18 protein-coding genes, 2 pseudogenes and 1 riboswitch are annotated in these 22,995 nt (G+C 70.4%); of the genes and pseudogenes, 7 read left to right on the top strand and 13 right to left on the bottom strand.

Annotated elements, in window-relative coordinates; genetic code table 11:
• Positions 1-155: pseudogene (locus tag AQJ64_RS48125) on the bottom strand (IS982 family transposase); the annotation flags it as partial.
• Between the two features lie 772 nt (positions 156-927).
• On the opposite strand from AQJ64_RS48125, the gene AQJ64_RS17265 reads away from it, so the two are divergent.
• The 3 genes from AQJ64_RS17265 to AQJ64_RS17255 are packed head-to-tail and all read left to right on the top strand — an operon-like array spanning position 928 to position 3,516.
• Positions 928-1,848: a dioxygenase family protein gene (locus AQJ64_RS17265; protein ID WP_055638512.1), complete on the top strand. Its 921-nt coding sequence runs from the start codon at positions 928-930 to the stop codon at positions 1,846-1,848.
• A gap of 19 nt (positions 1,849-1,867) precedes the next feature.
• Positions 1,868-2,650, top strand: a complete 783-nt coding sequence (gene hpaH / locus AQJ64_RS17260; protein ID WP_055638513.1) for a 2-oxo-hept-4-ene-1,7-dioate hydratase — start codon at positions 1,868-1,870, stop codon at positions 2,648-2,650.
• Positions 2,647-3,516, top strand: a complete 870-nt coding sequence (locus AQJ64_RS17255) for an aldolase/citrate lyase family protein (RefSeq protein WP_240512960.1) — start codon at positions 2,647-2,649, stop codon at positions 3,514-3,516. Before hpaH ends, AQJ64_RS17255 begins: the two co-directional genes overlap by 4 nt.
• 175 nt (positions 3,517-3,691) lie before the next feature.
• Here AQJ64_RS17255 and AQJ64_RS17250 read toward each other — a convergent pair whose 3' ends face one another.
• On the bottom strand, positions 3,692-4,213 hold the full coding sequence (locus tag AQJ64_RS17250; protein ID WP_055638514.1) for a nuclear transport factor 2-like protein: 522 nt from the start codon (positions 4,211-4,213) through the stop codon (positions 3,692-3,694).
• Between the two features lie 250 nt (positions 4,214-4,463).
• On the opposite strand from AQJ64_RS17250, the gene AQJ64_RS48120 reads away from it, so the two are divergent.
• Positions 4,464-4,628: a hypothetical protein gene (locus AQJ64_RS48120; protein WP_206189932.1), complete on the top strand. Its 165-nt coding sequence runs from the start codon at positions 4,464-4,466 to the stop codon at positions 4,626-4,628.
• A gap of 243 nt (positions 4,629-4,871) precedes the next feature.
• A complete protein-coding gene (locus AQJ64_RS17240; RefSeq protein WP_157881170.1) occupies positions 4,872-5,675 on the top strand; it encodes a hypothetical protein in 804 nt (267 codons plus the stop codon).
• 98 nt (positions 5,676-5,773) lie between these two features.
• On the opposite strand, the gene AQJ64_RS50885 is transcribed toward AQJ64_RS17240, so the two are convergent.
• The 11 genes and pseudogenes from AQJ64_RS50885 to AQJ64_RS17185 form a co-directional block, all read right to left on the bottom strand.
• Positions 5,774-6,589, bottom strand: coding sequence for a nuclear transport factor 2 family protein (locus AQJ64_RS50885; protein ID WP_240512961.1), 816 nt, complete (start codon positions 6,587-6,589; stop codon positions 5,774-5,776).
• Between the two features lie 275 nt (positions 6,590-6,864).
• A pseudogene (locus AQJ64_RS52320) lies at positions 6,865-7,158 on the bottom strand (response regulator); the annotation flags it as partial.
• 138 nt (positions 7,159-7,296) lie between these two features.
• Positions 7,297-8,121: a DUF1684 domain-containing protein gene (locus tag AQJ64_RS17225; protein WP_059202757.1), complete on the bottom strand. Its 825-nt coding sequence runs from the start codon at positions 8,119-8,121 to the stop codon at positions 7,297-7,299.
• A gap of 70 nt (positions 8,122-8,191) precedes the next feature.
• Positions 8,192-9,115, bottom strand: coding sequence for an LLM class F420-dependent oxidoreductase (locus tag AQJ64_RS17220; RefSeq protein WP_055636445.1), 924 nt, complete (start codon positions 9,113-9,115; stop codon positions 8,192-8,194).
• 104 nt (positions 9,116-9,219) lie between these two features.
• Complete coding sequence (locus AQJ64_RS17215) at positions 9,220-10,620, bottom strand: NtaA/DmoA family FMN-dependent monooxygenase (RefSeq protein WP_055636444.1); 1,401 nt, start codon at positions 10,618-10,620, stop codon at positions 9,220-9,222.
• Positions 10,617-11,717, bottom strand: a complete 1,101-nt coding sequence (locus tag AQJ64_RS17210) for an LLM class flavin-dependent oxidoreductase (RefSeq protein ID WP_055636443.1) — start codon at positions 11,715-11,717, stop codon at positions 10,617-10,619. Before AQJ64_RS17210 ends, AQJ64_RS17215 begins: the two co-directional genes overlap by 4 nt.
• A gap of 357 nt (positions 11,718-12,074) precedes the next feature.
• Positions 12,075-13,295: a dipeptidase gene (locus AQJ64_RS17205; protein WP_055636442.1), complete on the bottom strand. Its 1,221-nt coding sequence runs from the start codon at positions 13,293-13,295 to the stop codon at positions 12,075-12,077.
• Entirely contained in the window at positions 13,292-14,962 is a 1,671-nt protein-coding gene (locus AQJ64_RS17200) for an ABC transporter ATP-binding protein (protein ID WP_055636441.1), read from the bottom strand. The genes AQJ64_RS17205 and AQJ64_RS17200 overlap by 4 nt, the downstream gene beginning before the upstream one ends.
• Positions 14,955-15,902, bottom strand: a complete 948-nt coding sequence (locus tag AQJ64_RS17195; protein ID WP_055636440.1) for an ABC transporter permease — start codon at positions 15,900-15,902, stop codon at positions 14,955-14,957. Before AQJ64_RS17195 ends, AQJ64_RS17200 begins: the two co-directional genes overlap by 8 nt.
• Before the next feature lie 3 nt (positions 15,903-15,905).
• The gene (locus tag AQJ64_RS17190) at positions 15,906-16,988 is read right to left on the bottom strand and encodes an ABC transporter permease (protein ID WP_059202756.1); all 1,083 of its coding nucleotides are present in this window, start codon (positions 16,986-16,988) and stop codon (positions 15,906-15,908) included.
• The gene (locus tag AQJ64_RS17185; protein ID WP_055636387.1) at positions 16,985-18,634 is read right to left on the bottom strand and encodes an ABC transporter substrate-binding protein; all 1,650 of its coding nucleotides are present in this window, start codon (positions 18,632-18,634) and stop codon (positions 16,985-16,987) included. The genes AQJ64_RS17190 and AQJ64_RS17185 overlap by 4 nt, the downstream gene beginning before the upstream one ends.
• A gap of 253 nt (positions 18,635-18,887) precedes the next feature.
• A riboswitch (SAM riboswitch) is annotated at positions 18,888-18,997 on the bottom strand.
• Positions 18,998-19,325: 328 nt separating this feature from the next.
• Between AQJ64_RS17185 and AQJ64_RS17180 the strand changes: the two genes are divergently transcribed.
• Both AQJ64_RS17180 and AQJ64_RS17175 read left to right on the top strand, forming a co-directional pair.
• Positions 19,326-19,736, top strand: a complete 411-nt coding sequence (locus AQJ64_RS17180; RefSeq protein WP_240512790.1) for a 2-oxoglutarate and iron-dependent oxygenase domain-containing protein — start codon at positions 19,326-19,328, stop codon at positions 19,734-19,736.
• Between the two features lie 498 nt (positions 19,737-20,234).
• Positions 20,235-22,940, top strand: a complete 2,706-nt coding sequence (locus AQJ64_RS17175) for an AAA family ATPase (RefSeq protein ID WP_059202755.1) — start codon at positions 20,235-20,237, stop codon at positions 22,938-22,940.
• Positions 22,941-22,995 lie beyond the last annotated feature (55 nt).

The following is a 22,995-nucleotide window of genomic DNA, read 5'->3' as shown; positions in this document are numbered from 1 at the left end:
TAAGCCGGCCGGCGTGCACACCAGGTGCAGCTTCAGGCCCCAGTAAAGCGGGAGTGGGAGCGGCAGTAACCGTAGTTGGCCCAGCCGGCCAGGTCGGAGCGTTTGACCGTCTCGCGGGAGCGGGCGCACTCGACGGGCGTGGAGTCCACGATCCTTCTCGGAGAGCCGCCGCATCTCGGCGGTGTCCGCTTCCGGTACGCCCAGCACCGTGGCGATGACAGCGATGGGCAGCTTGACGGCGAAGTCGGCCACGAAGTCGACCTCGTCGCGCCCGCGCAGGCCCTCGATCAGCTCCGTGGACGTCGCCCGGATCTGCGGTTCGAAGGGAGCGATCCGGCGAGACGTGAACGCCCTGGCCGCCAGGCGACGGCGCCCGGTGTGTTCCGGCGGATCACTGGTGATCAGGTAGAACCCCGTCCTCGTCGGCTCGTTTCCCGGCTCGATCGGCGGGAGTCCGAGCGCGTCGAGCGAGGAGAACGTCTCGACATCACGCAGCACCGCGTCGATGTCGTCGGCCCGGGTGACGACGAAGGCGTTGGCCTCCTCGACGAAGGCGACACCTCGTTCTCGCAGTCGGTCGTAGAGCGGGTAAGGGCAGTACGAGGCCTCGGGCCCGACGTGGGCAGTACTGTCATGGCTGGACATGGCTTCCTCCGGGTCCGTGCGGCGGCTCGCCGGCATTCCGAGCCGGGGCACGCGAACCCGAGGCCCGTGGAAAGTCCTGATCGGACATGCTGCATGGACTCGGCTTGCGAGGACACAGCAGTGGCCGTTGAACGAACAACGTCTGCGGAGCTTCGTACAGGTCGCGGCGCCCCGTTGTTCACTGGATGAACAGTGGCGTTGTGCGGGCCGGACGGCCCTCGGATACTCGCGTGGCAGCGCCTGCCGTGAGTCGGCAGCCGACCGTCACCAGGGGACACCGACGTGATCATCCAAGACGAAGACCAGCTCACCGCAGCGGTACTTGCCGAGACGGAGCGGGCCGACGACCCGCGCGTCAAGGAGATCGTCCAGGCGCTGGTGCGCCACCTGCACGATTTCGCCCGCGAAGTACGCCTGACCGAGAAGGAGTTCGCCGCCTCCCTCGACATCGTGACCAGGCTCGGGCGGCTCACGACGCCCAGCCACAACGAGGTCAGACTGATGGCGGGCTCGCTGGGTCTGTCGACGCTGGTCTCCCTGATGAACAACGGCACCGAGGACAACCCGACCTCGGCGAACCTGCTCGGCCCGTTCTGGCGCCAGGGCAGTCCGAGGATGGACAACGGCGCATCGATCGTCCGCTCGCCCACCGAGGGACCGCCGCTGTTCTTCTCCGGCCGGATCGTCGACACCGAGGGGAAAGCGGTCGCCGGCGCGGAAGTCGACGTCTGGCACGCGTCACCGGCCGGCCTCTACGAGAACCAGGACCCCGAGCAGGCCGAGTGGAATCTCCGCGGCAAGTTCCTCAGCGACGAGGAAGGTGTCTTCGCCTTCCGCAGTATCAAGCCTTCCGGTTACCCGATACCCACGGACGGGCCCGTGGGCGATCTCCTGACCGCGCTGAAACGCCATCCCTTCCGGCCGGCCCATCTCCATGCGCTGATCCACAAACCGGGATACAAGACCATCGCCTCCCAGCTCTACAGCCACGACGACCCCATTCTGGAGACCGACGCGCAGTTCGGTGTCGTGCAGCGCCTCATCGGTACCTATGAACGCCACGAGAACGAGCCGGCGCCGGACCCGGAGGTGACCGAGCCCTGGTACAGCCTCGAGTTCACCTTCGTCGTCGAGCCGGGTGAGGCATGGCTGCCGACCCCGCCCGTGTCGGCCCAAGCGCGACACAAGCCGGACAGCGCGTGACGCGACCGAGAGGAACTCAGTGATCACCGAAGCAGAGCGTCGTGCGGCCGCGGCTGCCCTCATACAGGCCGACCGCGATCGGCGACCGATCACCCAGCTCAGCCACACCTATCCCGATCTCGAGATCGTCGACGCCTATGCCATCCAGCAACTCTGGGCGGCGGAGCGTGTGGCGGCCGGGGCCCGGCTCGTCGGACACAAGATCGGACTGACGTCCCGCGCCATGCAGATGGCCTCGCAGATGACGGAGCCCGACTACGGATTCCTCACCGACGACATGGTCGTGGGCGACGGCGCCACTCTCGACGCTGACCGCTACATGAAGCCCAGACTGGAGGTCGAGCTCGCGTTCGTGCTCGGCGCGGACCTGCACGGACCGAACCTGCGCGTCCACGACGTCCTGCGGGCGACGGAGTACATCGTCCCCGCCCTGGAGGTCATCGACTACCGCACCGAGGTGCCGCGTTCGATCACCGACACCATCGCGGACAACGCCGCCGCCGCGGCGATGGTCGTCGGCGGTCGCGTCGTACGCCCGATGGACGTCGACATCCGGTGGGTGGCCGCGACGCTGTCGAAGAACGGGGTGATCGAGGAGTCCGGCGTCTCGGCCGCCGTCATGGGACACCCGGCGGCGGGCATCGCCTGGCTCGGGAACAAGCTCGCCGCGGTCGGCCGGCACCTCGAAGCCGGCCAGCTGCTGCTCTCGGGCTCGTTCACCCGGCCCGTCTCGGTCGAACCGAACACCGTCATCCACGCCGACTACGGCCCCTTGGGCTCGATCGGGGTGGCGTTCCGGTGACCACGCCCCACCCGCCGACCGGCGCGCCGCAACCCGCGCCGGGCCGGTGGCCCCTGCCGCCGAACGCGTTCAAGGCGGCGCTTTCCCGGGGCGAACAGCTGATCGGCATGTGGTGCTCGCTGGCCGACCCGTACCCGGCCGAGATCATCGCCGGCGCCGGCTTCGACTGGCTGCTCCTCGACACCGAGCACTCGCACGCCGACGTCGCGACCGTGCTCTCACAACTCCAGGCGGTCGCCCCATATCCCTGCTCGCCAGTGGTGCGTCCCCCGGTCAACGATCCCGTCGTGATCAAGCGGCTCCTGGACGTAGGCGCGCAGTCGCTGCTGATACCGCAGGTCGAGTCGGCCGAGGAAGCGCGCGCCGCGGTCGCCGCCACCCGCTACGCCCCCCTGGGCGTCCGTGGTGTGGCGGCACTGACCAGGGCCACCAGGTTCGGTCGGGTCAAGGACTACGCCGAGCTGGCACACACCGAACTGTGCGTGCTCGTGCAGGTCGAATCGCGGCACGCCCTCGGGCAGATCGAGGCGATCGCCTCCGTCGACGGCGTGGACGGGATCTTCATCGGGCCCAGCGACCTGGCCGCCAGCCTCGGTCACCCCGGAGACCCGAACGCGCCCAGCGTCGTCGCGGCGGTGGAGGAGGTGATCGGACGCGTGCGCGCGGCGGGCAGACCGGCCGGCGTGCTGACGATCGACCCCATGTTCGCGCGACGGTGCATCGACCTCGGGACCACGTTCACCGCGGTCGGTGTGGACGTGGGACTGCTGGCGCGCGGCGCCGACGCCCTCGCCCGGTCCTTCACGCGGCAGATCCCGGAGACTGCCGCTCCACCCGCCGCGACCCAGTCCCCGGAGGGCCGCTGACACCGGAGCAGTAGTGCCACCCGCCGCCCTCCGGAGCCGCCGCGCGCCCGGCCGACGGGACTCGACGCCGCAGGTACGAACGAGATCCGCCGCCCGTACGGCTGACTCGCCGTCCCCTTCGCCCCCGCCGACACCGCCCGCGGATGGTGGCTCCGCCCTCGTGGCCGGCGAGCGGTCAGGCCGCCTTTTCCCAGGTGCCCTGACCGTCGAGGGAGAAGTCCTCTGCGACCATCAGACCGTCGCGGAACGGGATGACGATGGCGGCCCTCGACCTGTGCACGAACACGTCATCGACCGTACCCCCGTCCGGCAGAGGTACGCCCGCCTCGGCCAGCGCCGTACCAGGCAGCCGAAGTCGCGTGCAGCCGTCCCAGGCGATGGCGTCGTCGCTGATGAAGAAGTGCTCGACCTCGACTTCGAGGCTGTCCATCGCCAGCATGCCGTTGGCCATGTTCTCGAGGTAGTTCGCGCGCACCGTCTCCCTGTCGGCGACCCGCCCGCCCTGCTGCTCGATCGCGACGGGGTCGCCGTAGCAGTGGTAGACGCAGTCGTCCACCAGTGTCGCCATGGTCCGCTCGATGTCGTGGTCGCGTACCTCGGCGACCGAGTGCTCGATGAGCAGGTCGATCATCGCGGCATGCTTCGGATTCTCCGTCTCCGCCTTCCGGGCTTCCAGGAAGTCGATGAACCTCGCCATGTCGGGCAGGCGAGCTCCCGTGGGCGTCGATTCCTCTCGCTGTTCAACGGTCGCCATGAATCCTTCTCGAGATCGGTTGTGCGATATTCCGTCGTTCGTCACTTCGGCGATGAGCTGCCGACGCCGACCGACGCGGCGGAACGGTCGCGCCGGCCGCGTGGTACCGAGCACGAGAGTGCCGTCGTCCCCGTCCTCGGAGTTCGATCCTCGGCACGGCCAACCTCGGCGTCTTCCTCTAGGCGGGATCGCGATGTCCGAATTCCAGTACAGCGACGACCCGTCGATCCAGATCTCCAACGAGTTCGCCGACATACGCGTCCGCAAGGTCTACACACGCAACGGCGAACGACTGGAGATCCACGCCCACCGCCGCGGATATCGGTCCTGCTCGACGCCGTCGAGCTCGAAAGCCTGACCTGGCAGACCGCGGAGACGTTCTCCGGCTTCCTGCGCGCCTCGGTCGGGCAGGACGTCGAGGAGGACTGACCGCCGCAGCCACGGGAGACGGGCCGGGATCGCGGGGCTCGCGACGGCGACCGGGCTTGAAGATGCCGCCGCCGGGCACCCCGGTGATGCGGGGGAGCAGCTCGATGCGATCGCCGACGAGACCGGGCTCGGCCGGTGGTGCGTGCGTACAGCCCTGTGGGGCGACCCAGAGGTGATCGACGTGCACGAGCGTCGGGTCCGCGAGGCGTGGAGCGCGATCGAGGGTGGCGAGGTGCGTCGCCCCGCGACATACACGGCGGAGAAACTGGCACAAGATCAAGGACGCCGGGCTCATCGACCGCATCTCCGGCGGTGTACCCAGCAGCGACATCCTCGACAGCCCCCCGACTTCGTGGGGCACGTCGGGTTCTCGCCCGTCGTGCCGCTGCGCGGTGACGAAGTCGCGAACGTCGTCCAGCAGATCAAGGAAAAGGTCGTCGAGCGCATGGGCGTCAACTTCTCGGCGCAGGTGTTCGTGACCAACGACCGCTCCGCGATCGCCGTGTCGGCGATGTTCTTCAACCGGCACGACGCCGGCCACCTGCGGGCGACGATCGACACCGCGAAGGAACTGCGCACGAGCGCGTTGGTCGCGGTACCGCGCAGGCCAGATGCCGTGCCGGCCCGGGGAGAGAATCCCCTTCGGATCGACGGCATCCTTGATCGTCTCTGCGACGTGCCGGTAGGCGTGGTCACCGAAGGCGAGCTGGTCCTGCGCGAGGTCCGAGAAGTCGAGGTGCGATCGGTACTCGGCGCAACCCTGCTGCCCGAGCTGCACGAGCTGCACGAGTTGGGAGCGCTCACTCCGCTCGGCGTGATGAGCCGATCAGGCCGGTCGCCCCGGCAGGCCTCGGGCTGGCGGATCCATCACGGCAAGGCTTCCTTGTGGACGCCCGGCTCCCGGGTGAGATCCACGGAGTGGACCCGCATCATCCCTGCTCAGCCCTGCCCCTCGCCGAAGAAGTTCATTGAATGAACAGGTCCGTTGTGGCATCTCCGGCGGGCCCGCACTCTACGGCTGTCGAGTTTGTCGCCGGGCTTCCGGATCCCCCTGCGCGGCAAGCCCGTCCGAGGTCACAGGAGAGCGCGGTGGCTGTCACGTCTTGAGACGTGAACGTTTGTCGCTGCAATATGCCATTTTGACGGGGCGTTGCACCAGGAGGCCAACCAATGACCGTCCCGACAAGTCGTGAGGTGCTCGAAGGTTTCCTCTCGGCCCTTCAGGCTCATGGCGCTCGCCAAGCCTTCGAGCGGTACGCCGTTGAAGACTATGTCCAGCACAACCCCAATGCCGGGAAGGGCAGGGAAGGCGCCATCGCCTATCTGGAAGAAGAAGCGGCGAAGGGCGGCCGGGCCACGGTCAAGCGGATCATCGGTGATGGGGAGATGGTTGCCCTTCACCTGCACATGGAATTCGCGGACGGGAGCCCAGATCTGGCGATCGTCGACATATGGCGCGTTGAGAACGGAAAGCTCGTGGAGCATTGGGGCGTCGCTCAAGAGATCTCGAAGGCGAGCGTCTCCGCAATGTTTTGAGGATTGGGGTGTGTCGGGATTCGGGCGGAACGCGTCCCAATGTTCCTGCAACAGGCCGTCCTTCACCCGGAAAAGATCGAAGAGTACTCCGTCCGTGCGGATCTCGTGTCGCAGGACGAGATCGCGCTCGGCGACCAGGTTGACCGTCACTGTCTTCGTGGGATCGAGTCGCTCCGACGGCGGGAGGGACAGGACGTGGGTGAAGAACTCCCTCAGCCCCTCACGTCCCTGGGCGAGGTTCGGGTTGTGCTGGACGTAGTCCTCGGCGACGAATTCGTCGAGGCGGTCGAGTCCTTCGGTCGACCCGTAGATGATCTCGAACAAGCCTTCCACGGCGTGTTTGTTGCGCTCCAAGTCGTGGGCGACTCCCTTGTCGCGTGACAGCTACGCGACAAATCTGCCTCGTCCCACGCATGCTCATCCAGCCGATGTTGGAAACGCCACAGGGACTTCCGGCCGACCTCCGAGGTGATCACACCCTTTCCGTACCGGGCGCGACAAGCCCGAGTTCGTACGCGCGGACCACTGCCTCCAGCCGGGAGGAAGCGTCCAGCTTCTGGAGAAGGTCGGTCGCATATCCCTTCACGGTCGCCTGAGCACCTCCTGTTCCCGATAAGCAGGCACCCGTTCGCGCCCGCGGCGACGCACGCATGAAGGACCTCGGCGTCGTCGAAGGCGGTGAAGATGACGATGACGACGTTCGGGAGTGACTCGCGCAGTTCACGGCACAGCTCCTCCGGCGGCATGGACTCAGGCATCCGGGCGTCCAGAAGGATCATCTCCGGACACTCGTCGTGAGCGTGAGCGAGAGCCGTTGTCGCGTCGTCGGCTTCGAGAATCTCGCATTCCCCGAGGTTGGAGGTCACCACTGCGCGCAGTCCGCGGCGTGCCACCGGGTGGTCGTCGACAACGAGGACTTTCATCAAACCGCCTCGCGCCGATGAGCGCTGAGACCACGCTGGTGTCGATGGAGTACAGGAGCCTGGCGGAGGGCTCCTGCCGTCCGTCAATGCCGCAAAGCGACGCCCTGCGGGGGCAGTTGGACCGGTACCGGGTCCGGCTCAGGAACCGCCGCGCTCGCGGGGGATCTTCTGGCCGGCCTCGATCGCCACCGGCAGCCGGTTCTCGGCCGGAGGCAGCGGGCAGGTGGCCAGGTCCGTGTAGGCGCACGGCAGGTTCGCCGCGCGGTTGAAGTCCAGGACGACCGTACCGTCGGCGGCGGGCGGCTCCAGGGCGAGGGCCCGGTTGGCGGCGTAGGTGGTGACTCCGGAGGTCGCGTCGGTGAACAGCACCATCAGGCGGCCCGCACCGGGGCCGGGGAACGCGGTCAGCGACAGTTGCTGCCCGGCCAGCTCGAACTCGACCCTGCCCGGAGCGTCGTACACATGCTCAAGGCCCTCGACCGCGGCACCCACGGTGGTCGGTCGTGGCGTGTCGAAGGGGAGGTAGCGGCCCGTCACGGCCCAGCGTGGGTCCGGGGCGTAGGCGGGTGTTCCGGTGAAGGCCGTGCGCAGCGTCGCGTCCGGGTGACGGGGGCGCACGATGTCGTTGCCGCCGCGCTTGGCGACCTCGATGACGGCGTCTCCCCAGACGGCGTCGACGCCGCCGCGTTCGGGAAGCACGCCGAAGTGGTGTTCCCCGTGCACCGGCGTTCCGTCGACGACCAGTTCCTCGCCGTCGTCGAGGTCTACGACGACCCCGTGGGGGCCGGTGCGCCACGCACCGGGCGCGTCGGAGAAGCGCTGGGGCCGGTCGTCGAGCCAGTGCAGGCCGGTGATCGCCAGGAACCCGTGCGGGTCGGCGAGCCGGGCCTCCTGGGCGCGGTACCACTCCAGCCAGTTCTCGGTGAAGGTCTGGAGGTCCGTTGCGGTGGCCTCGGTGGTCATGGGTTCTCCTTCGTCACGGGGGTGCAGGGGTGCAGGGGGGCCGGTCGGGCCGTCGGTTCGACCGGCGTGCTCAGCGGGCCAGTTCGCCGAGGAGCCGCCAGGTGCGTCGGCGGTCGGCTTCTCCCGCGATCTCGGTGCTCGAGAACACGACCTCGGTGGCGCCGGCGTCGCGGTAACGGCGTACCTCGGCCTCGACGGTCTTCTCGTCGCCGATCACGGCCAGGTCGGCGGCCCGCCGGCCGCCGGAGAGTTCGATGACCCGCGCGTAGGACGGGATCTGTTCGTAGAACGCGAGGTTCTCGGTGGCCTTGGCCCGCACCGCGTCCACGTTGTCCGTGACCACGCCGGGCACCAGGGCCACGATCCTGGGCGCGGGGCGGCCGGCGGCCTCGGCTGCGGCGGTGAGGGCGGGCACGATGTGGTCCGCCAGGGCGCGCGGTCCCGCCAGGTAGGGCAGGATCCCGTCCGCCAGCTCACCGCTGACCCGCAGCGCCTGTGGTCCCATCGCGGCGACCAGCAGGGGGACACCGGTCTCGGCACCCGGTACCCGCGCCGGGACCGGGGTGGTCGCGGTGAGCAGCTCACCGCGGAAGTCGGCCGTGCCGGTCTCGGTCAACTGCCGTAGGGCGGTGAGGAATTCACGCAGCCGGGCGATGGGACGTTCGAAGGGCAGGCCGAAGCCGGTCTCCGTGAGCAGTTTCGTGCCCAGGGCCAGACCGAGGTGGTAGCGGCCGTGGGTCGCGGCCTGGGCGGTCTGGGCCTGGCTGGACACCAGCAGCGGGTGGCGGCCGAAGACGGGGATCGCGGAGGTGCCGACCTGCAGTCCGGGCACTTCCCGCCCGACGATCGCCGCGAGCTGGGGTGAGTCCGCGCCGAAGGTCTGCCCGAACCAGGCCGACCGCAGACCGGCGGCCGCGGCCTCCCGGGCCAGTTGTACGGTGGCGTCGACCTGGTTCGGCGCGTCGGACGCGTTGAGCGCTACTCCAACAGTCATGTCAGTCAGAACGGGCGCCGGTCGACCCCGCATTCCGGTGCGTGTGTGACAGCTTCTTGTCAGTCATGTGTACGCGGTCCTGAGTGGAAGGGCCATCCCGGTGCTCAGCCTGCCTGCCGTCGGTCCCGCGCGGACCGCTGCGTGAGGGGTTCGCGCAGGCCGAGGTTCTCGCGCAGGGTGGTGCCGGTGTACTCGGTGCGGTAGACCCCGCGTTCCTGCAGTTCCGGGACGAGCAGGTCGACGATGTCGTCGAGGCCGTCGGGGATGAGGTACGGCGTGACGTTGAAGCCGTCGATCGCACCGTGCCGCACGAAGTGGGCGAACTTGTCGGCCAGGCCGGACGGAGTGCCGACGTGGCCGCGTTGCGGGCCGAGCGCGATGACGGTCTCCCGCAGCGACCAGCCGTGCGCCTCCGCCTTCGCCCGCCATTCGGCGACCACCGCGCGCTGGTCGGCGATACGCCGGGCACCGAAGGAGCCGTCGTTCTCGGCGACGACCGGGTCGTCCGCGGGCAGCGGCCCGTCGGCGTCGCGGTCGGACAGGTCGATGCCCCACAGCAGCCCGGCGATCCCCAAGGCCGTGGCGGGGGTGACCTGCTGGAGCCGGATCCAGCGCTTCTTCTCCTGGGCCTCCTCCTCGGTGGCGCCGATGATGATCTCGGTGCCGGGCAGGATCCGCAGGTCGTCCTCGGGCCGGCCGGCGGCGCGCAGCCGGGCGCGGATGTCGTCGGCGAAGCCCAGTGCGTCGTCGAAGTCGTTGCCGTGCGCGGAGAAGATGACGTCGGCGTTGCGGGCGGCGAAGTCGCGTCCCTCGCCGGAGTCACCGGCCTGGAAGATGACCGGGTGGCCCTGGGCGCTGCGCGGCAGGGTGGGGGTGAGGTCGACGTCGAACTGCGCGCCCCGGTGGCGCACCCGGCGTACGGCGCCGGGCACCGACCAGGCGGGAGCGTGCACGGACGTGGCGACCGCCTGGTCGTCCCAGCCGTCCCACAGGGTGCGGGCCACGGTCAGGAACTCCTCGGCGCGCCGGTAGCGGTCGGCGTGGTCGAGATAGCCGCCGCGGCGGAAGTTGGCGCCGGTCCAGGCGTTGTCGGTGGTCACCACGTTCCAGCCGGCCCGGCCCTCGGAGAGCAGGTCCAGGCCGGAGAGGCGGCGGGCGAGGTCCGCGGGTTCGTTGAAGGTGGAGTTGGAGGTGGAGACCAGGCCGATCCGACGGGTGACCGCGGCCAGCGCCGCGAGCTGGGTGATGGCGTCCGGCCGGCCGGCCACGTCGAGGTCGTGGATCCGGCCGTCGACCTCGCGGAGCCGCAGCCCCTCGCCGAGGAAGAACGCGTCGAACAGGCCTCGCTCGGCTGTCTGGGCTACCCGGCGGAAGGACGCGGGATCGATCTGCGAGCCGCTGTCGGGGGCGGACCAGATGGTCCAGTGGTTGACGCCCTGGAAGAACACGCCGAAGTGCAGCTGGGCGTGCGGCCGGGGGACGTCGAGAGGGTCGGTGCGGGTCATCGGGTTTCCTCCAGGACGGCCGCGGCCGCGAAACGGTTGGCGGGGCGCGCCAGCCCCAGTGTTGAGCGCAGGGACGTGCCGGGCAGCGGCCTGGCGACGAGACGCCGCTCGGACAGCGCCGGCAGGACGAGACGGGAGAGGAGGGGCAGGTCCTCGTCCAGTACCAGCGGGTGCAGCCGTACCCCGTCCACGTGACGGCTCAACCCGTCGAGAGCAGCGACCAGTCCGTCCGCGGAACCGACGTGCCGCAGCCGTCCCCGGTCGGTCCAGGACGCGTACCGCGCCAGGTCGGCGACGCGCTCGGCACCGGTCGCGTCCGGCGTGTCCAGCGCCACCTCGACCTCGGCGAAGACCCGAGGCGTACCCGCGCTCGCGGCGGCCGTGGCGATTGCCACCGGGTCGCGCCCCGCGATCAGGGCCACGTCGAGTTGCCCGGCGGGCACCTGGTCCGGCCGTCCCAGGACGACGAGCTGTCCCTGCGGCGGGCGCGGCACGATCGCAGGGCCCTTGACGGCGTAGGTCTCCCCGGTGAAGTCGATGTAGTGCAGCCGGTCGCGGTCGAGGTAGCGGCTCGTGGCCACGGACCTGATGACCGCGTCGTCCTCCCACGAATCCCACAGGGATCGGACCACCTCGATCCCGTCCCGCGACTCCCGGACCCGAGCGTCGGCGTCGGCGACCGGCGGCCGCCCCCAGACCCGGGCCGCCTCGGGAGACTCCTCCTCCGTCACCACCCACCCGGCGCGGCCGGCGGAGATGTGGTCCAGGGACGCCAACTGGCTCGAGACATGGAAGGGTTCGGCATACGTGACCGGGACGACGGGCGCGATCCCGATCGTGCTCGTGGACGCCGCGACGAAGGCCGCCCGCTCCATCGCCCCGATCCGGCCGACGGGATCGGGTGCGGCACCGGGCGGCAGCACCCCGTCGTCCAGGGTGATCAACGTGAACCCGGCGTTCTCGGCCACGGTGGCGAGCCCGGCCACCCGGCGCGGGGTCAGCAACTGGTCGGGGGAGTGGGCGGCGCGGCGCCAGGCCGCGGGGTGGGAGCCGTCACCGTCGAGCTCGACGGCGAGGTGCAGGGCGGGGCCGGACAATGGATGTTCCTTCCGGGAAACACGGGAACTCGTGGCCTCGGGGCCACGACGGTACGGCCGGGCGGGGCCACGGCGAGAGGAAACCGGGCGGGGTCCCGGCAAGCGGTCCGGCAGAGAGGTCGGCCGGCGGGCTGTGATCAGGGGCGCGCGGGAGGACAGACGGCGGAACAGGTGCGGCAGTAGTCGACATGCCGGCGGAGGATCAGCCGCACACCGGGACACACACCCTGCGGCGCCGCGCCGGATACGCGCATCAAGGGCCTCCACTCGTCAGAAACAGATCGGTTCACCGTACGTCGCCCGCCTCTGCGGGTGCCAGGAACAAGCGATGCTGACCACCCCGGTCCCACCGCCGCGTCAGCGCAGCGGGACCGTGGGCCACAGCGGCTCCGCGGCCCGTTCCTCGGCGGCGCGCAGGACCCGCAGGACGTTCCGGCCGGTCAGGGCCTCCAGCTCGGGCCGGGACCAGCGGCGGTCGGCGAGTTCGCGCAGCAGGACCGGATAGCCGGAGACATCGGCGAGGCCGGTCGGTTGGTGGTCCACCCCGTCGTAGTCGCCGCCGAGGCCGATGTGGTCCACCCCGGCCACCTCACGGGCGTGCTCCACGTGGTCGGCGACCTGGGCGACGGTCACCTCGGGCCGGGGATGGGCATCGAGCCAGCTCGTCAACCGGTCGTCGGGCGCCGCGGTGAAGGTCTCCGCGTACTCTTGGACGACCCGCGCCGGATCCTCGCCGGGGCGTGGTGCAGGCGGCCAGCTCCAGGGCACGGCGGGCAGACCGAGGCGTACGCGTTCGTCCTGGAGTGCCTGGCCCCAGGCGGCGACGTCGGCGGAGACGAAGTACGGCACGAAGGTCAGCTGGATCACGCCCCCGTTGCCGGGGAGCAGCTCCAGCACCTCGTCGCTCACGTTGCGGGGATGGTCGTTGAGCGCTCGTGTCGAGGAGTGACTGAACAGGACCGGGGCGGTGGACACGGCGAGGGCCGCGCGCTGCGTGGACTCGGCGACGTGGGAGAGGTCGACAAGGACGCCGGTGCGGTTCAGTTCCGCGACGATCGCGCGGCCGGTGTCGTTGAGACCGCCGACCGCCGGCTTGTCGGTGGCCGAGTCGGCCCAGGAGGTGTTGTCGTTGTGGGTGAGGGTCACGTAGCGCACGCCGAGCCGGGCGTAGGAGCGCAGCACCCCGGTCGACTCGGCGAGGCTGTGCCCGCCCTCGACCCCGAGCAGGGAGGCGATGCGTCCCTCGCCGAACGCCCGCTCCACGTCGGCCGCCGTGTAGGCGATCCGCAGGGTGTCGGGGTAGCGGGCGGCGAGCCGGTAGACGGCGTCGATCTGCTCCAGGGTGGCCACCACGGCCTCGGGCTCGGGCAGCTTGGAGGAGACGTACACCGACCAGAACTGGGCGCCGACCCCTCCGGCGCGCAGCCGGGGCAGGTCGGTGTGCAGCTCCGGGCGGCCGTCGTCGAGGCCTTCGACGCTGTAACCGGTCCGAGCGCGCAGCGCCACCGGCAGGTCGTTGTGGCCGTCGAAGACGGGTGTGCTGCTGAGTACTTCGTCGATCAGTGTGCCGTCGGTCATGAGCCGGCCACTCCTTCCTCCACGGGGTGCTGCTGACGTCTCGCCTGCCGGACCGGGTCGGGCACCGGCAGGGCGGCGACGAGCCGGCGGGTGTAGTCGTCCTGCGGGCTGCCGAGCACCTGGCTGGTGGGACCCTCCTCGGCGATCCGGCCCCGGTGCAGTACCACCACCCGGTCGGCGACCTGTTCGACCACGGCCAGGTCGTGGCTGACGAACAGTGCCGCGAAGCCCAGTTCCCGCTGGAGCTCGCCGAACAGGTCCAGCACCTTGGCCTGCACGGACACGTCCAACGCGGAGGTCGGCTCGTCCGCGATCAGCAGCCTCGGCCGCAGCGCGAGCGCCCGCGCGAGACCGGCCCGCTGCCGTTGCCCTCCGCTGAGCTCGTGCGGGTAGCGGTCGGCGTAGGCGCGGGGCAGCCGCACCGCTTCGAGCAGCGACTCGGCCTGCGCCCGGATCTCCTGCGCGCCCAGCTCCCGCCGGTGCACGACGAGGGGTTCCGCGATGCTCTCGGCGATCGTCAGCAGTGGGTTGAAACTGGTGGCGGGGTCCTGGAAGACGTAACCGATCCGCCCGGCCGTCCTCGGCTTCCGTGAGTTCCGTGTCAACGGCTCGCCGAACAGCTCCAGTTGTCCGCCGGTCACCGCGGTCAGCCCGGCGATGGCCCGCCCGATGGTGGTCTTGCCGCTGCCGCTTTCGCCGACCAGCCCGAGCACCTCGCCCGGCCGGATCTCGAAGCTCACCCCGTCCACCGCCCGGAAGCCCTTGCGCCCGAGCCTCCCCGGGTAGTCGACGACCAGGCCGGAGGCCCGCACGACATGCTGTGCCTGGACGTCCGCCGTCTGCGGCCCGGCGCGTCCGCCGGTACCGAAGTGCGGCACGGCGGCGAGGAGTTTCCGGGTGTACGGGTGTGCGGGCGCCGCGAACAGATCACGTACCGGTGCCTGTTCCACCACCTGTCCCGCACGCATCACAGCCACCCGGTCGGCGAGGTCGGCGACGACCCCCATGTTGTGGGTGATGAGCAGCACGGCGGTGCCGAAGTCGGTGCGGCAGCGGTGGAGCAGTTCGAGGATCTCCGCCTGGACCGTGACGTCCAGGGCGGTGGTGGGTTCGTCGGCGACGATGAGCCGGGTGTCCAGGGCGAGGGCCATGGCGATGACGGCGCGCTGCTTCTGGCCGCCGGACAGTTGGTGCGGATAGTGGTCGACGCGGGTGGCCGGGTCGGGGATGCCGACCTTGTCGAGCCAGTCCACGGCCAGTGCCCGCCGTTCGGCCTTGCTGCCGCCGCGTCCGTGGGCGCGCAGGCCCTCGGTGAGCTGCCAGCCGATGGTGAAGACGGGGTTCAGCGCGGTGGAGGGTTCCTGGAAGACCATCGCGGCATGCGTTCCGCGCAGGGCGCGCAGCCGGGCCGCGGGCGCGGTGAGCACGTCCTCCCCGGGCTCCGAGGTGCCCGCGCCGAGCAGGACACGGCCGCGGACGGTCGCGGTGTCGGGCAGCAGGCCGAGGACCGAGCGGGCGGTGACGGTCTTGCCGCTGCCGCTCTCGCCGACCAGGGCCAGCACCTCGCCGGGGGCGACGGAGAGGTTGACTCCGCGGACGGCGGGCACCGCGCCGGTGTCGGTGGCGAAGTCGACGTGCAGCTCCTCGATGCGCAGCAGGTCAGTCATCGTCCCCGCCTCCGTCCGTGGGAAGGGTGGGGGCACCTGTCCGGCGCCGCAGTCGTGGGTCGGCCAGGTCGGTGAGGCCCTCGCCGAGCAAGGTCGTGCCCAGGACCGTGAGCACGATGCCCAGGCCGGGCGGGATCGCCGTCCACCAGATGCCCGCAGTGACGTCGGCGACCGCGCGATTGAGGTCGTAACCCCACTCGGCGGCGGAGTTGGGTTCGATGCCGAAGCCCAGAAAGCCGAGGCCGGCGAGGGTGAGGATGGCCTCCGACGCGTTGATCGTGAAGATCAGCGGGAGGGTGCGCACCGAGTTGCGCAGCACGTGCCGGGTCATGATGCGCCACGGCCCGGTGCCGATCACCCGGGCCGCGTCGACGAACGGCTCGCCCTTCACCCGGATCACCTCGGCCCGCACGACCCGGAAGTACTGCGGTATGAAGGACACCGCGACCGAGCAGGCGGCCGCTCCGAGACCGCCGACGAGGCTCGACCGGCCGCCGCTGATCACGAGCGACATGAGGATGGCGAGCAGCAGCGGCGGGAACGCGTACAGCGCGTCGGCCAGCCCGACCAGCAGCCGGTCGAGCTTTCCGCCGAGGTAGCCGGAGACCAGTCCGAGCACGGTACCCGGCACCACCGACAGCAGCAGCGCGACGACGATGATCAGCAGCGCGGTCCGCGCGCCCCAGACCGTCCGGGACAGGACGTCGTACCCGGAGATGGTCGTGCCCAGCGGATGGGCGCCGCTCGGATGCTGCTGGGAGCCGAACAGGCCTCCCCCGTCCCGGAGCTGGGCGTAACCGTGCGGGGCGAGCAACGGCCCCAGTAGTGCGGTGAGGACGAACAGCCCGGTCAGGACCAGGCCGGTGAGCAGCATGGCCCGCTGCACTCCCGCGCCCGTCCGCAGCCGTAGGGGCAGCCGTCGTGCCAGAACCAGCGCCATGACTCAGTACCTCACTCGCGGGTCGATCAGCGCGGCGACGACGTCGACGAGGAAGTTCGTCACCGCCACGACGACGGCGAACAGGGCCACGATGCCCTGTACCGCCGGGAAGTCACGGACCGTCAGGTAGTGCGCGAGCTCGTAGCCGAGGCCCCTCCACTCGAAGGTCGTCTCGGTGAGCACCGCCCCGCCGAGCAGTCCGGCGACCTGAAGCCCCAGTACGGTGACGACGGGGATCAGCGCGGGCCGGGTGGCGTGCCGGGTGACCAGGCGCAGCGGGGCCACGCCCCGGGAGCGGGCGGCCTCGACGTACTCCGCGGAGAGCGTGCCGATCAGGTTGGTGCGCACCAACCTGAGCAGCACGCCGGCCACGAGCAGGCCCAGGGCCAGTCCGGGCAGTACGGCGTGCCGGAGCACGTCCGTGATCGCCGTGCCGTCGCCGCTGCGCAGGGCGTCGATCAGGTACACGCCGGTCGTGCTGGTCTGGTCCTGGAGGAAGAGCTGGACGCCGGTGCTTGCCCGGCCCGACGCGGGCAGCCAGCCGAGCCGGATCGCGAAGACCAGTTTCAGCAGCAGACCCACGAAGAACACGGGTGTCGCGTAGGTCAGGATCGCGAACAGGCGCAGGACCGCGTCCGGTGCCCGGTCGCGGTAGGAGGCGGCCACCATGCCCAGCGGGACGCCGATCACCAGGGCCACCAGCAGTGCGTAGCAGGCGAGTTCGACGGTCGCGGCGCCGTAGGTGCCGAGGACGTGCGTCACCGGCTGGTTGTCGGTGACCGTGCGGCCGAAGTCGCCGGTGGCCAGCGAACGCAGGTAGTCCAGGTACTGGGTGAGCAACGGCCGGTCGTAGCCCGCCTGGTGGAGCTTGGCCTGGAGCTGGTCCGGGGTGAGGCGGTCGCCGAAGGCGGCGCTGATCGGGTCGCCCGTCAGCCGCATCAGGAGGAAGACCAGGCTGACCAGGATCAGCACGGTGGGGATGATGAGGAGGAAACGGACCACCAGGTAGCGGGCGAATCCGAGCCCGGCGGCGCGGTCGGCCGGGGTGCCGACGGCGCCGGGGGTCTCCTGTGTCAGAGTGCTCACTTCTTCGAGAGCCCCGCCCAGCGGAACTGGTACGTCGCGTCCAGCTCGGCCGGCACACCGCTGACATCGCTGCGGGTGACGATGGCGGTGGACCCCTGGAGCAGCGGCAGCAGCGGCACCTGCGCGGCGGCCCTGTCCTGCGCCTGCGTCAGATACTCGGTCCGCTTCGCGGCGTCCGTCTCGGTCTCCTCCTTCTTGATCAGCGCGCGCACGGCGGGGTCGTCGTAGCCGTTGGCGACCCAGCTGTTGGCCGAGTAGAAGGGCGAGAGGTAGTTGTCGGCGTCGAGGTAGTCGGCGTACCAGCCGAGCTGGTAGAGCGGGTAGAGGTGCTTGACGCGGTCCTTGCCGTACTGGGTCCACTCGGTGGACTGCAGGTTCACCTTGAACAGCCCGGTGGCTTCCAGCTGGGACTTGATCAGCGCGTACTCGTCGGCCGAGGACGAGCCGTAGTGGTCGCTGTTGTACTGGAGGTTGAGCGTGACGGGGGTGCTCACCTTCGCGGCCTTCAGCCGGGCTGCCGCGGTGGCCTTGTCGGGGCCGCCCTTCTTGTCGCCGTAGAGCGACTTGAAGGAGGGGGTGGCGCCGGTCAGGCCGTCCGGGACGGAGCTGTAGAGCGGCTGGTAGGAGTTCTTGTAGACCTGCTGGGCGAGTTGGGACCGGTCGACCGAGTCCGCGACCGCCTGCCGGACGGCGAGGGCCTTCTTCGCGTCGGCGTTCTTCGTCTTGGTGCCGTACGGCTGGGTGGCGAGGTCGAAGACGATGTAGCGGATGCCGTTGCCGGAGCCGGTGTGGACCTTGACGCCCTTCTGCTTGCCGAGGTCGTCCAGGTCGGCGGTGGTGAGCGTGCGGTAGACGGCGTCGATGGTGCCCTGCTGGACGTCGAGCTTCAGGTTGCCGGCGTCCGTGTAGTACTTGAGCTGGACGTTCTTGGTCTTCGGCGCGCCCAGTTGGCCCTTGTACTCCGCGTTGGCGGTGAAGGACACCAGCGAGTTCTTGTCGTAGCTCTTGATGCCGTACGGCCCGTTCCACGGCTTGGCCGTGACGATCGACTTGTCGTCGAGGATCTTGTCCGCTGGGAACACCTGCTCGTCCACGATGTAGCCGGCGGCCGTGGACAGCACCTGCGGAAACAGTGTGTCGTTGGCCGACTTGAGGGTGAAGACGACCGTGGTCGGGTCCGGGGCGGCGACCGAGGCGAGGTTGTACAGCAGTGACGACGGGCCGTTCTCGTCGGCGATCTTCAGGTCCCGGTCGAAGCTGAACTTGACGTCCGAGGAGGTCAGTTCGTGGCCGTTGGCGAACTTCAGGCCCTTCTGGAGGGTGATCGTGTACTCCTTGGGCCCGGTCAGCTTGATCCCGGTGGCCAGGTCCGGGGAGACGTCCGCTGAGCCGTTCTTCTGGCTGAGCAGGGTCGCGTAGACCTCGCTCTCGATGGTGCCGGAGCCCGCGTCCCACGCACCGGCCGGGTCGAGGCTGGTGACCTGGTCGGTCGTACCGACGGTGATCGCTGCGCCGGAGCTCGCGGTGCCGCCGTCCTTGCTGCTCGTGCAGCCGGTCAGCGCCACCAGGAACGCTGTGCCGAGGGATACCGCCCCGAGGCCGGAGCGAAGGGGTCTGCTCGGCGCCGGGCCGCTGTGGAGTGCCATCAGGAGTCTCTACTTCCGCGTCAGGGGTGCGTGAGGCAGCCGTGGCGCAGGGCTGTGCCACGGCGTGCGGGATCAGGTGAGAAAAGAGGGGGTTTGGACCGACGGATGATGGCTCTGCCGACCGTCGGAGGGCGGAATCAGCCCGTACACAGACAGCTGGACACCAGCAGCAGATCGACATGGAGCCGGGAGCACAGCATCAAGGCTCCAGCCATGCCGTCCTCCCGGATTCTGGCCCGCCTCGGGGCCGATGTGAGCGCACTTGCAGAAAGAAGAGATCCGCCGAGCCTTCACCTGGGGCACCCCACTGCGTTGAGGGTTGCCGTCCGGCCAGCCAGGGCTTGATCACCGGAACTCGTAGCTCGCGCTCACCGTAGATCGGCTGTTCTACCGGCGTCAACACCACCCCGGGATGCCCGGAGCCGGTGGAACGCGTGGTGGACGCATCCATCCCGGGTGTGCTTTCATCCGGCCATGGAGACCTCTGGCACGGCACACACGGTGCTGCTCGACCCGTTCTGGGTGAGCCGCCGCGCCGACCAGTTCGACCAGGACTGTCGCTGACCGCCGTCCCACGGCCCGCGACCTCGTTCCCTTCTTTCTGCCTGCCCGTTCCGGATGCCTCCGACTGGCCCCTGTCCAGGGCGGGTTGCGAGGGCCGGTCGGCTGCCGTTGCCGCGAAGGAACTCCCATGGCCCAACTCACAGCCCTGCCCGTCCTCGACATCTCTCGCTTCCGCACCCCGGACACGGACCGGGCCGCCTTTCTCGCCGAACTCCGGTCCGCGCACGAGGTGGGCTTCTTCTACGTCACCGGACACGGTGTCCCCGCAGCCCTGCGGGACGAGGCGCTGACCGCGGCACGCGCCTTCTTCGCCCTGCCCGAGAAGCGGCGGCTGGAGATCGAGAACCTCAACTCGCCCCAGTTCCACGGCTACACCCGTACCGGGACCGAGTACACGGCGGGCAGCGCCGACTGGCGGGAGCAGACCGACATCGGGCCGGAGCCGGCGGCATTGGGGACCGGTCCGGACGACCCCGACTACCTGCGCCTGATCGGCCCGAACCAGTGGCCCTCCGGTGCCCGATCTGCAACCCGCTGATCAACCCGCAGCACATCACCGGACGGGCCGTGCCGACCGGAAGTCCGCAGGAGATCTGACGGCAGTCGGCCGGCGGCCCCGATGTGTCAATGTCCGGATGCCGGGCGCGCATTGACGCGTGGAAAGACGCGTTCGTACACTCCTGGGCACGACGACTGTCGGCCACCGGCCGGTGACCGGCCGCGCCCGCCCGACACGGACAGGCGCGTCTTCGTAGGACTGGTCAGGGGATGGGGACGGTCATGCAGCGCGTGCACATCGGTGCCGCACAGCTTGGACTGGTGGCCAGGTTGGACATCGACCTCCGCCGCCGGGCGAGTTCCCTCTGTAGCTGATTCCGGGATGTGACCGGACCGGAGAAGCCCGGTTTGGAGCTGTCTCTTCGCACGCGTCGCGGTACGTTCAGCGTGACGCGCTTCGCACCTCGTTCCAGGCCTCGCACGATGGGGAGCGCACCGGCGCGCCTCCCGTTCATGCGTCCGCGCCCCAGGAGAGCGCATGTTCATGTCCCCGGCGCAGCAGATGCGCACCGTCCCCTCCCTCTCTATCCCCGGACGCCAGCAGGAGATCGGCCGGCTTCAGGCCGCGTGGGAACTCTGCCGCGACGGCCGGGGCAGCGTGCTCACCCTGCATGGCCCGGTAGGCACCGGACGCACCGAACTCCTCGACGCCTTCAGCGAGTTCGCCGATTCCGACGGTGCCCAGGTGCTGATGGCCGCAGGCTCCCCACTGGAGCGGGAGTTCCCGCTCGGTGTCGTCCGCCAGCTCTTCCAGAGCCCGCACCTGGCACCGGAGATCGTGTCCGAGGCGGCCCGGCTCATCGAGAACGGGGTGGCCGTCGGTCCGGCACCGCACTGGTCCTCACCCGAGGGCGGCGAGGCCGGCTCCCGGGTCCGGCCCACGCCTCAGGTGCTGCACGGCCTGAGCACGCTCCTGCTGGACTTCGCCCGGCACACACCGCTGCTCCTGGCCGTCGACGACCGGCAGGACGCCGACATCCAGTCCCTGGAATTCCTGCTCTACCTGGCCCGCCGCATCCGCAACGCCCGCGTCCTGACGGTGCTGTGCTCCCGGGAGAACATGACGCCGCCCGAACCCTTCTTCGATGTCGACCTGGCCAGTCAGCCGCATCACGAGCGCATCCGGCTCCGGCTCTTCGGCCCCGAGGTGATCGCCGAACTGGTGGGCGCCCGGCTGGGGGAGGAGACAGCACGGCGACACGCCGCCGCGGTGCACGACCTCACCGGTGGAAACCCGCTCCTCGTCCGGGCCGTCATCGACGACCAGGAAGCCGGGGGCGGCCACCCGGACCTGGTGGTGGGGGAGAACTACCGGCGGGGGGTCATGAACTGCCTGCACCGCGTCGACCCCTTCGCGCTCCGCGTGGCCCGAGGCGTCGCCGCGCTGGGCCGTCCCGCCGAGCCCTCGCTGCTCGCCGAACTCCTCCTGCTGGCCAACGACTCACCGCCGCGCGCCCTGTATCTCCTGCACGCGGCAGGCCTGTTCCGGGACGGCTACTTCCGGCACCCGAGCGGAGCGGGCGACCTGCTGGCGGCGATGCGGCCCGCCGAACTCGCGGCACTGCACCGCCGCGCGGCCGGTCTGCTGCGGAACGCCGGCGCACCCGCGGAACACATCGCCGAGCAGATGCGCGCGGCGGAAGGGCAGGTGCGGGCGCCGTGGGCCGCCGACGGCACGTCACCGACGATGCCCGACGGAGGCCCCCAGGCACCGGAACCCGTCGACGAGGCGCGGCGCCCCGAGTCCGACCGGCCCCAGGACGTCGTCATCCAGTGCGTGCCCTGGCTTCCCGAGAGCGGCCCGGACGCCGCCACCCCCTCCCCCCGGCAGCAGCGCACCAGAGTGCGTCATCTGTTCTGGCACGGGCAGGTGGACGAGGGGGTCACCGCCCTGCACCGCTATGAGGCCGAGCACCAGGCGGACCCCGGCGCCCGGTCGCGGCTGCGCGACTGGGTCCGCTACTGGTACCCGGCCCTCCTCCCGAGGACCGCCGCCGGACCGGACGCCGAACGCGACCGCCCCGGCGGCACACGTGCCACGCCACCGGACGGCATGGGGGTGCTGACGGCGCTGCTCGGCGGACTGCCCGCACCGGACGCCGTGGCGCGGGCCGAGTCAGTCCTGCGCGAGAGCCGGCTCGGTGACGCTCGGGTCAGGTCCCTCACGGCGGCGCTCACCGCGCTTCTCTACGCCGACCAGTCGGACCGCGCCGCACGCTGGTGCGCCGCCGTCACCAACCGGCCCGGCCGCGGACACGACGCGACCGAGGACGCCCTGCTGGCGGCGCTGACCGCCGAAGCCGCCCTGCGCCAGGGCGATGTGCGCACCGCGGAGGAATACGCCCGTGCGGCCTTCCAGCAGATCGATCCCGACCGCTGGGGCGTCGGAGTGGGCTTCCCCCTGGCCACCATGATCGCCGCACGGACCGCCCTGAACCGGCACGAGGACGCCGCCCGCTACCTGGCCATGCCCGTGCCTGGGGCGATGTTCCGCACCCCCATGGGACTGCACTACCGCTACGCCCGGGCCGGACACCACCTGGCGGTCGGCGACGCCGAGGCGGCCCTCGCCGACTACCAGGAGTGCGGGGCGACCATGGCCCGCTGGGACCTGGACCACCTGCCCGGCCTCGTCCCCTGGCGCATCGGCGCCGCCCGCGCCCAGCTCGCCCTCGGCCGCCCCGGCGCCGCCCGTTCTCTGACGGACCGCCAGCTCAAGGATCTCGGTCTCGGCCGGCCCCGCATCCTGGGAATGGCGTTGCGTACGCGGGCCGCCGCTGCCGAGTCGGCCGAGCGGACCCCGCTGCTGGAACGGGCGGTGCAGGCACTGGAGATCTCCGGCGACCAGTTCGAACTGTCCGCGGCGCTCGCCGAACTGAGCGCCGCCCACGGCGCGCTCGGCGACCCCGCCCAGGCGAGGACCGCCGACCGCCGGGCCCGTCACCTGTCCCGCGTCTCGGGCACCGCTCCGGCACAGCCCGGTGACGACGAACTCAGCGAAGCCGAAAGGCGGGTGGCCGAACTCGCCGCATGCGGTCTCACCAACCGGGAGATCGGACAGAAGCTCTTCATCACGGTCAGCACGGTCGAACAGCATTTGACGAAGGTCTACCGGAAACTCGGGGTGCGCCGCAGAATGGAACTCGCCGATTTACTGGAACTCCGCAGGGGGCTGGCCGGTTGAACGGTGTGCACCGCCCATAGGGGGTTGCCGGTAGGGGGTCGGCAGGGGGCCGGTA

This window comes from Streptomyces griseoruber (assembly GCF_001514205.1).
Taxonomy (GTDB): Bacteria; Actinomycetota; Actinomycetes; order Streptomycetales; family Streptomycetaceae; genus Streptomyces; species Streptomyces griseoruber.
The sequence above is the reverse complement of the archived record's forward strand: the minus strand, read 5'-3'. Positions and strand labels throughout refer to the sequence as shown.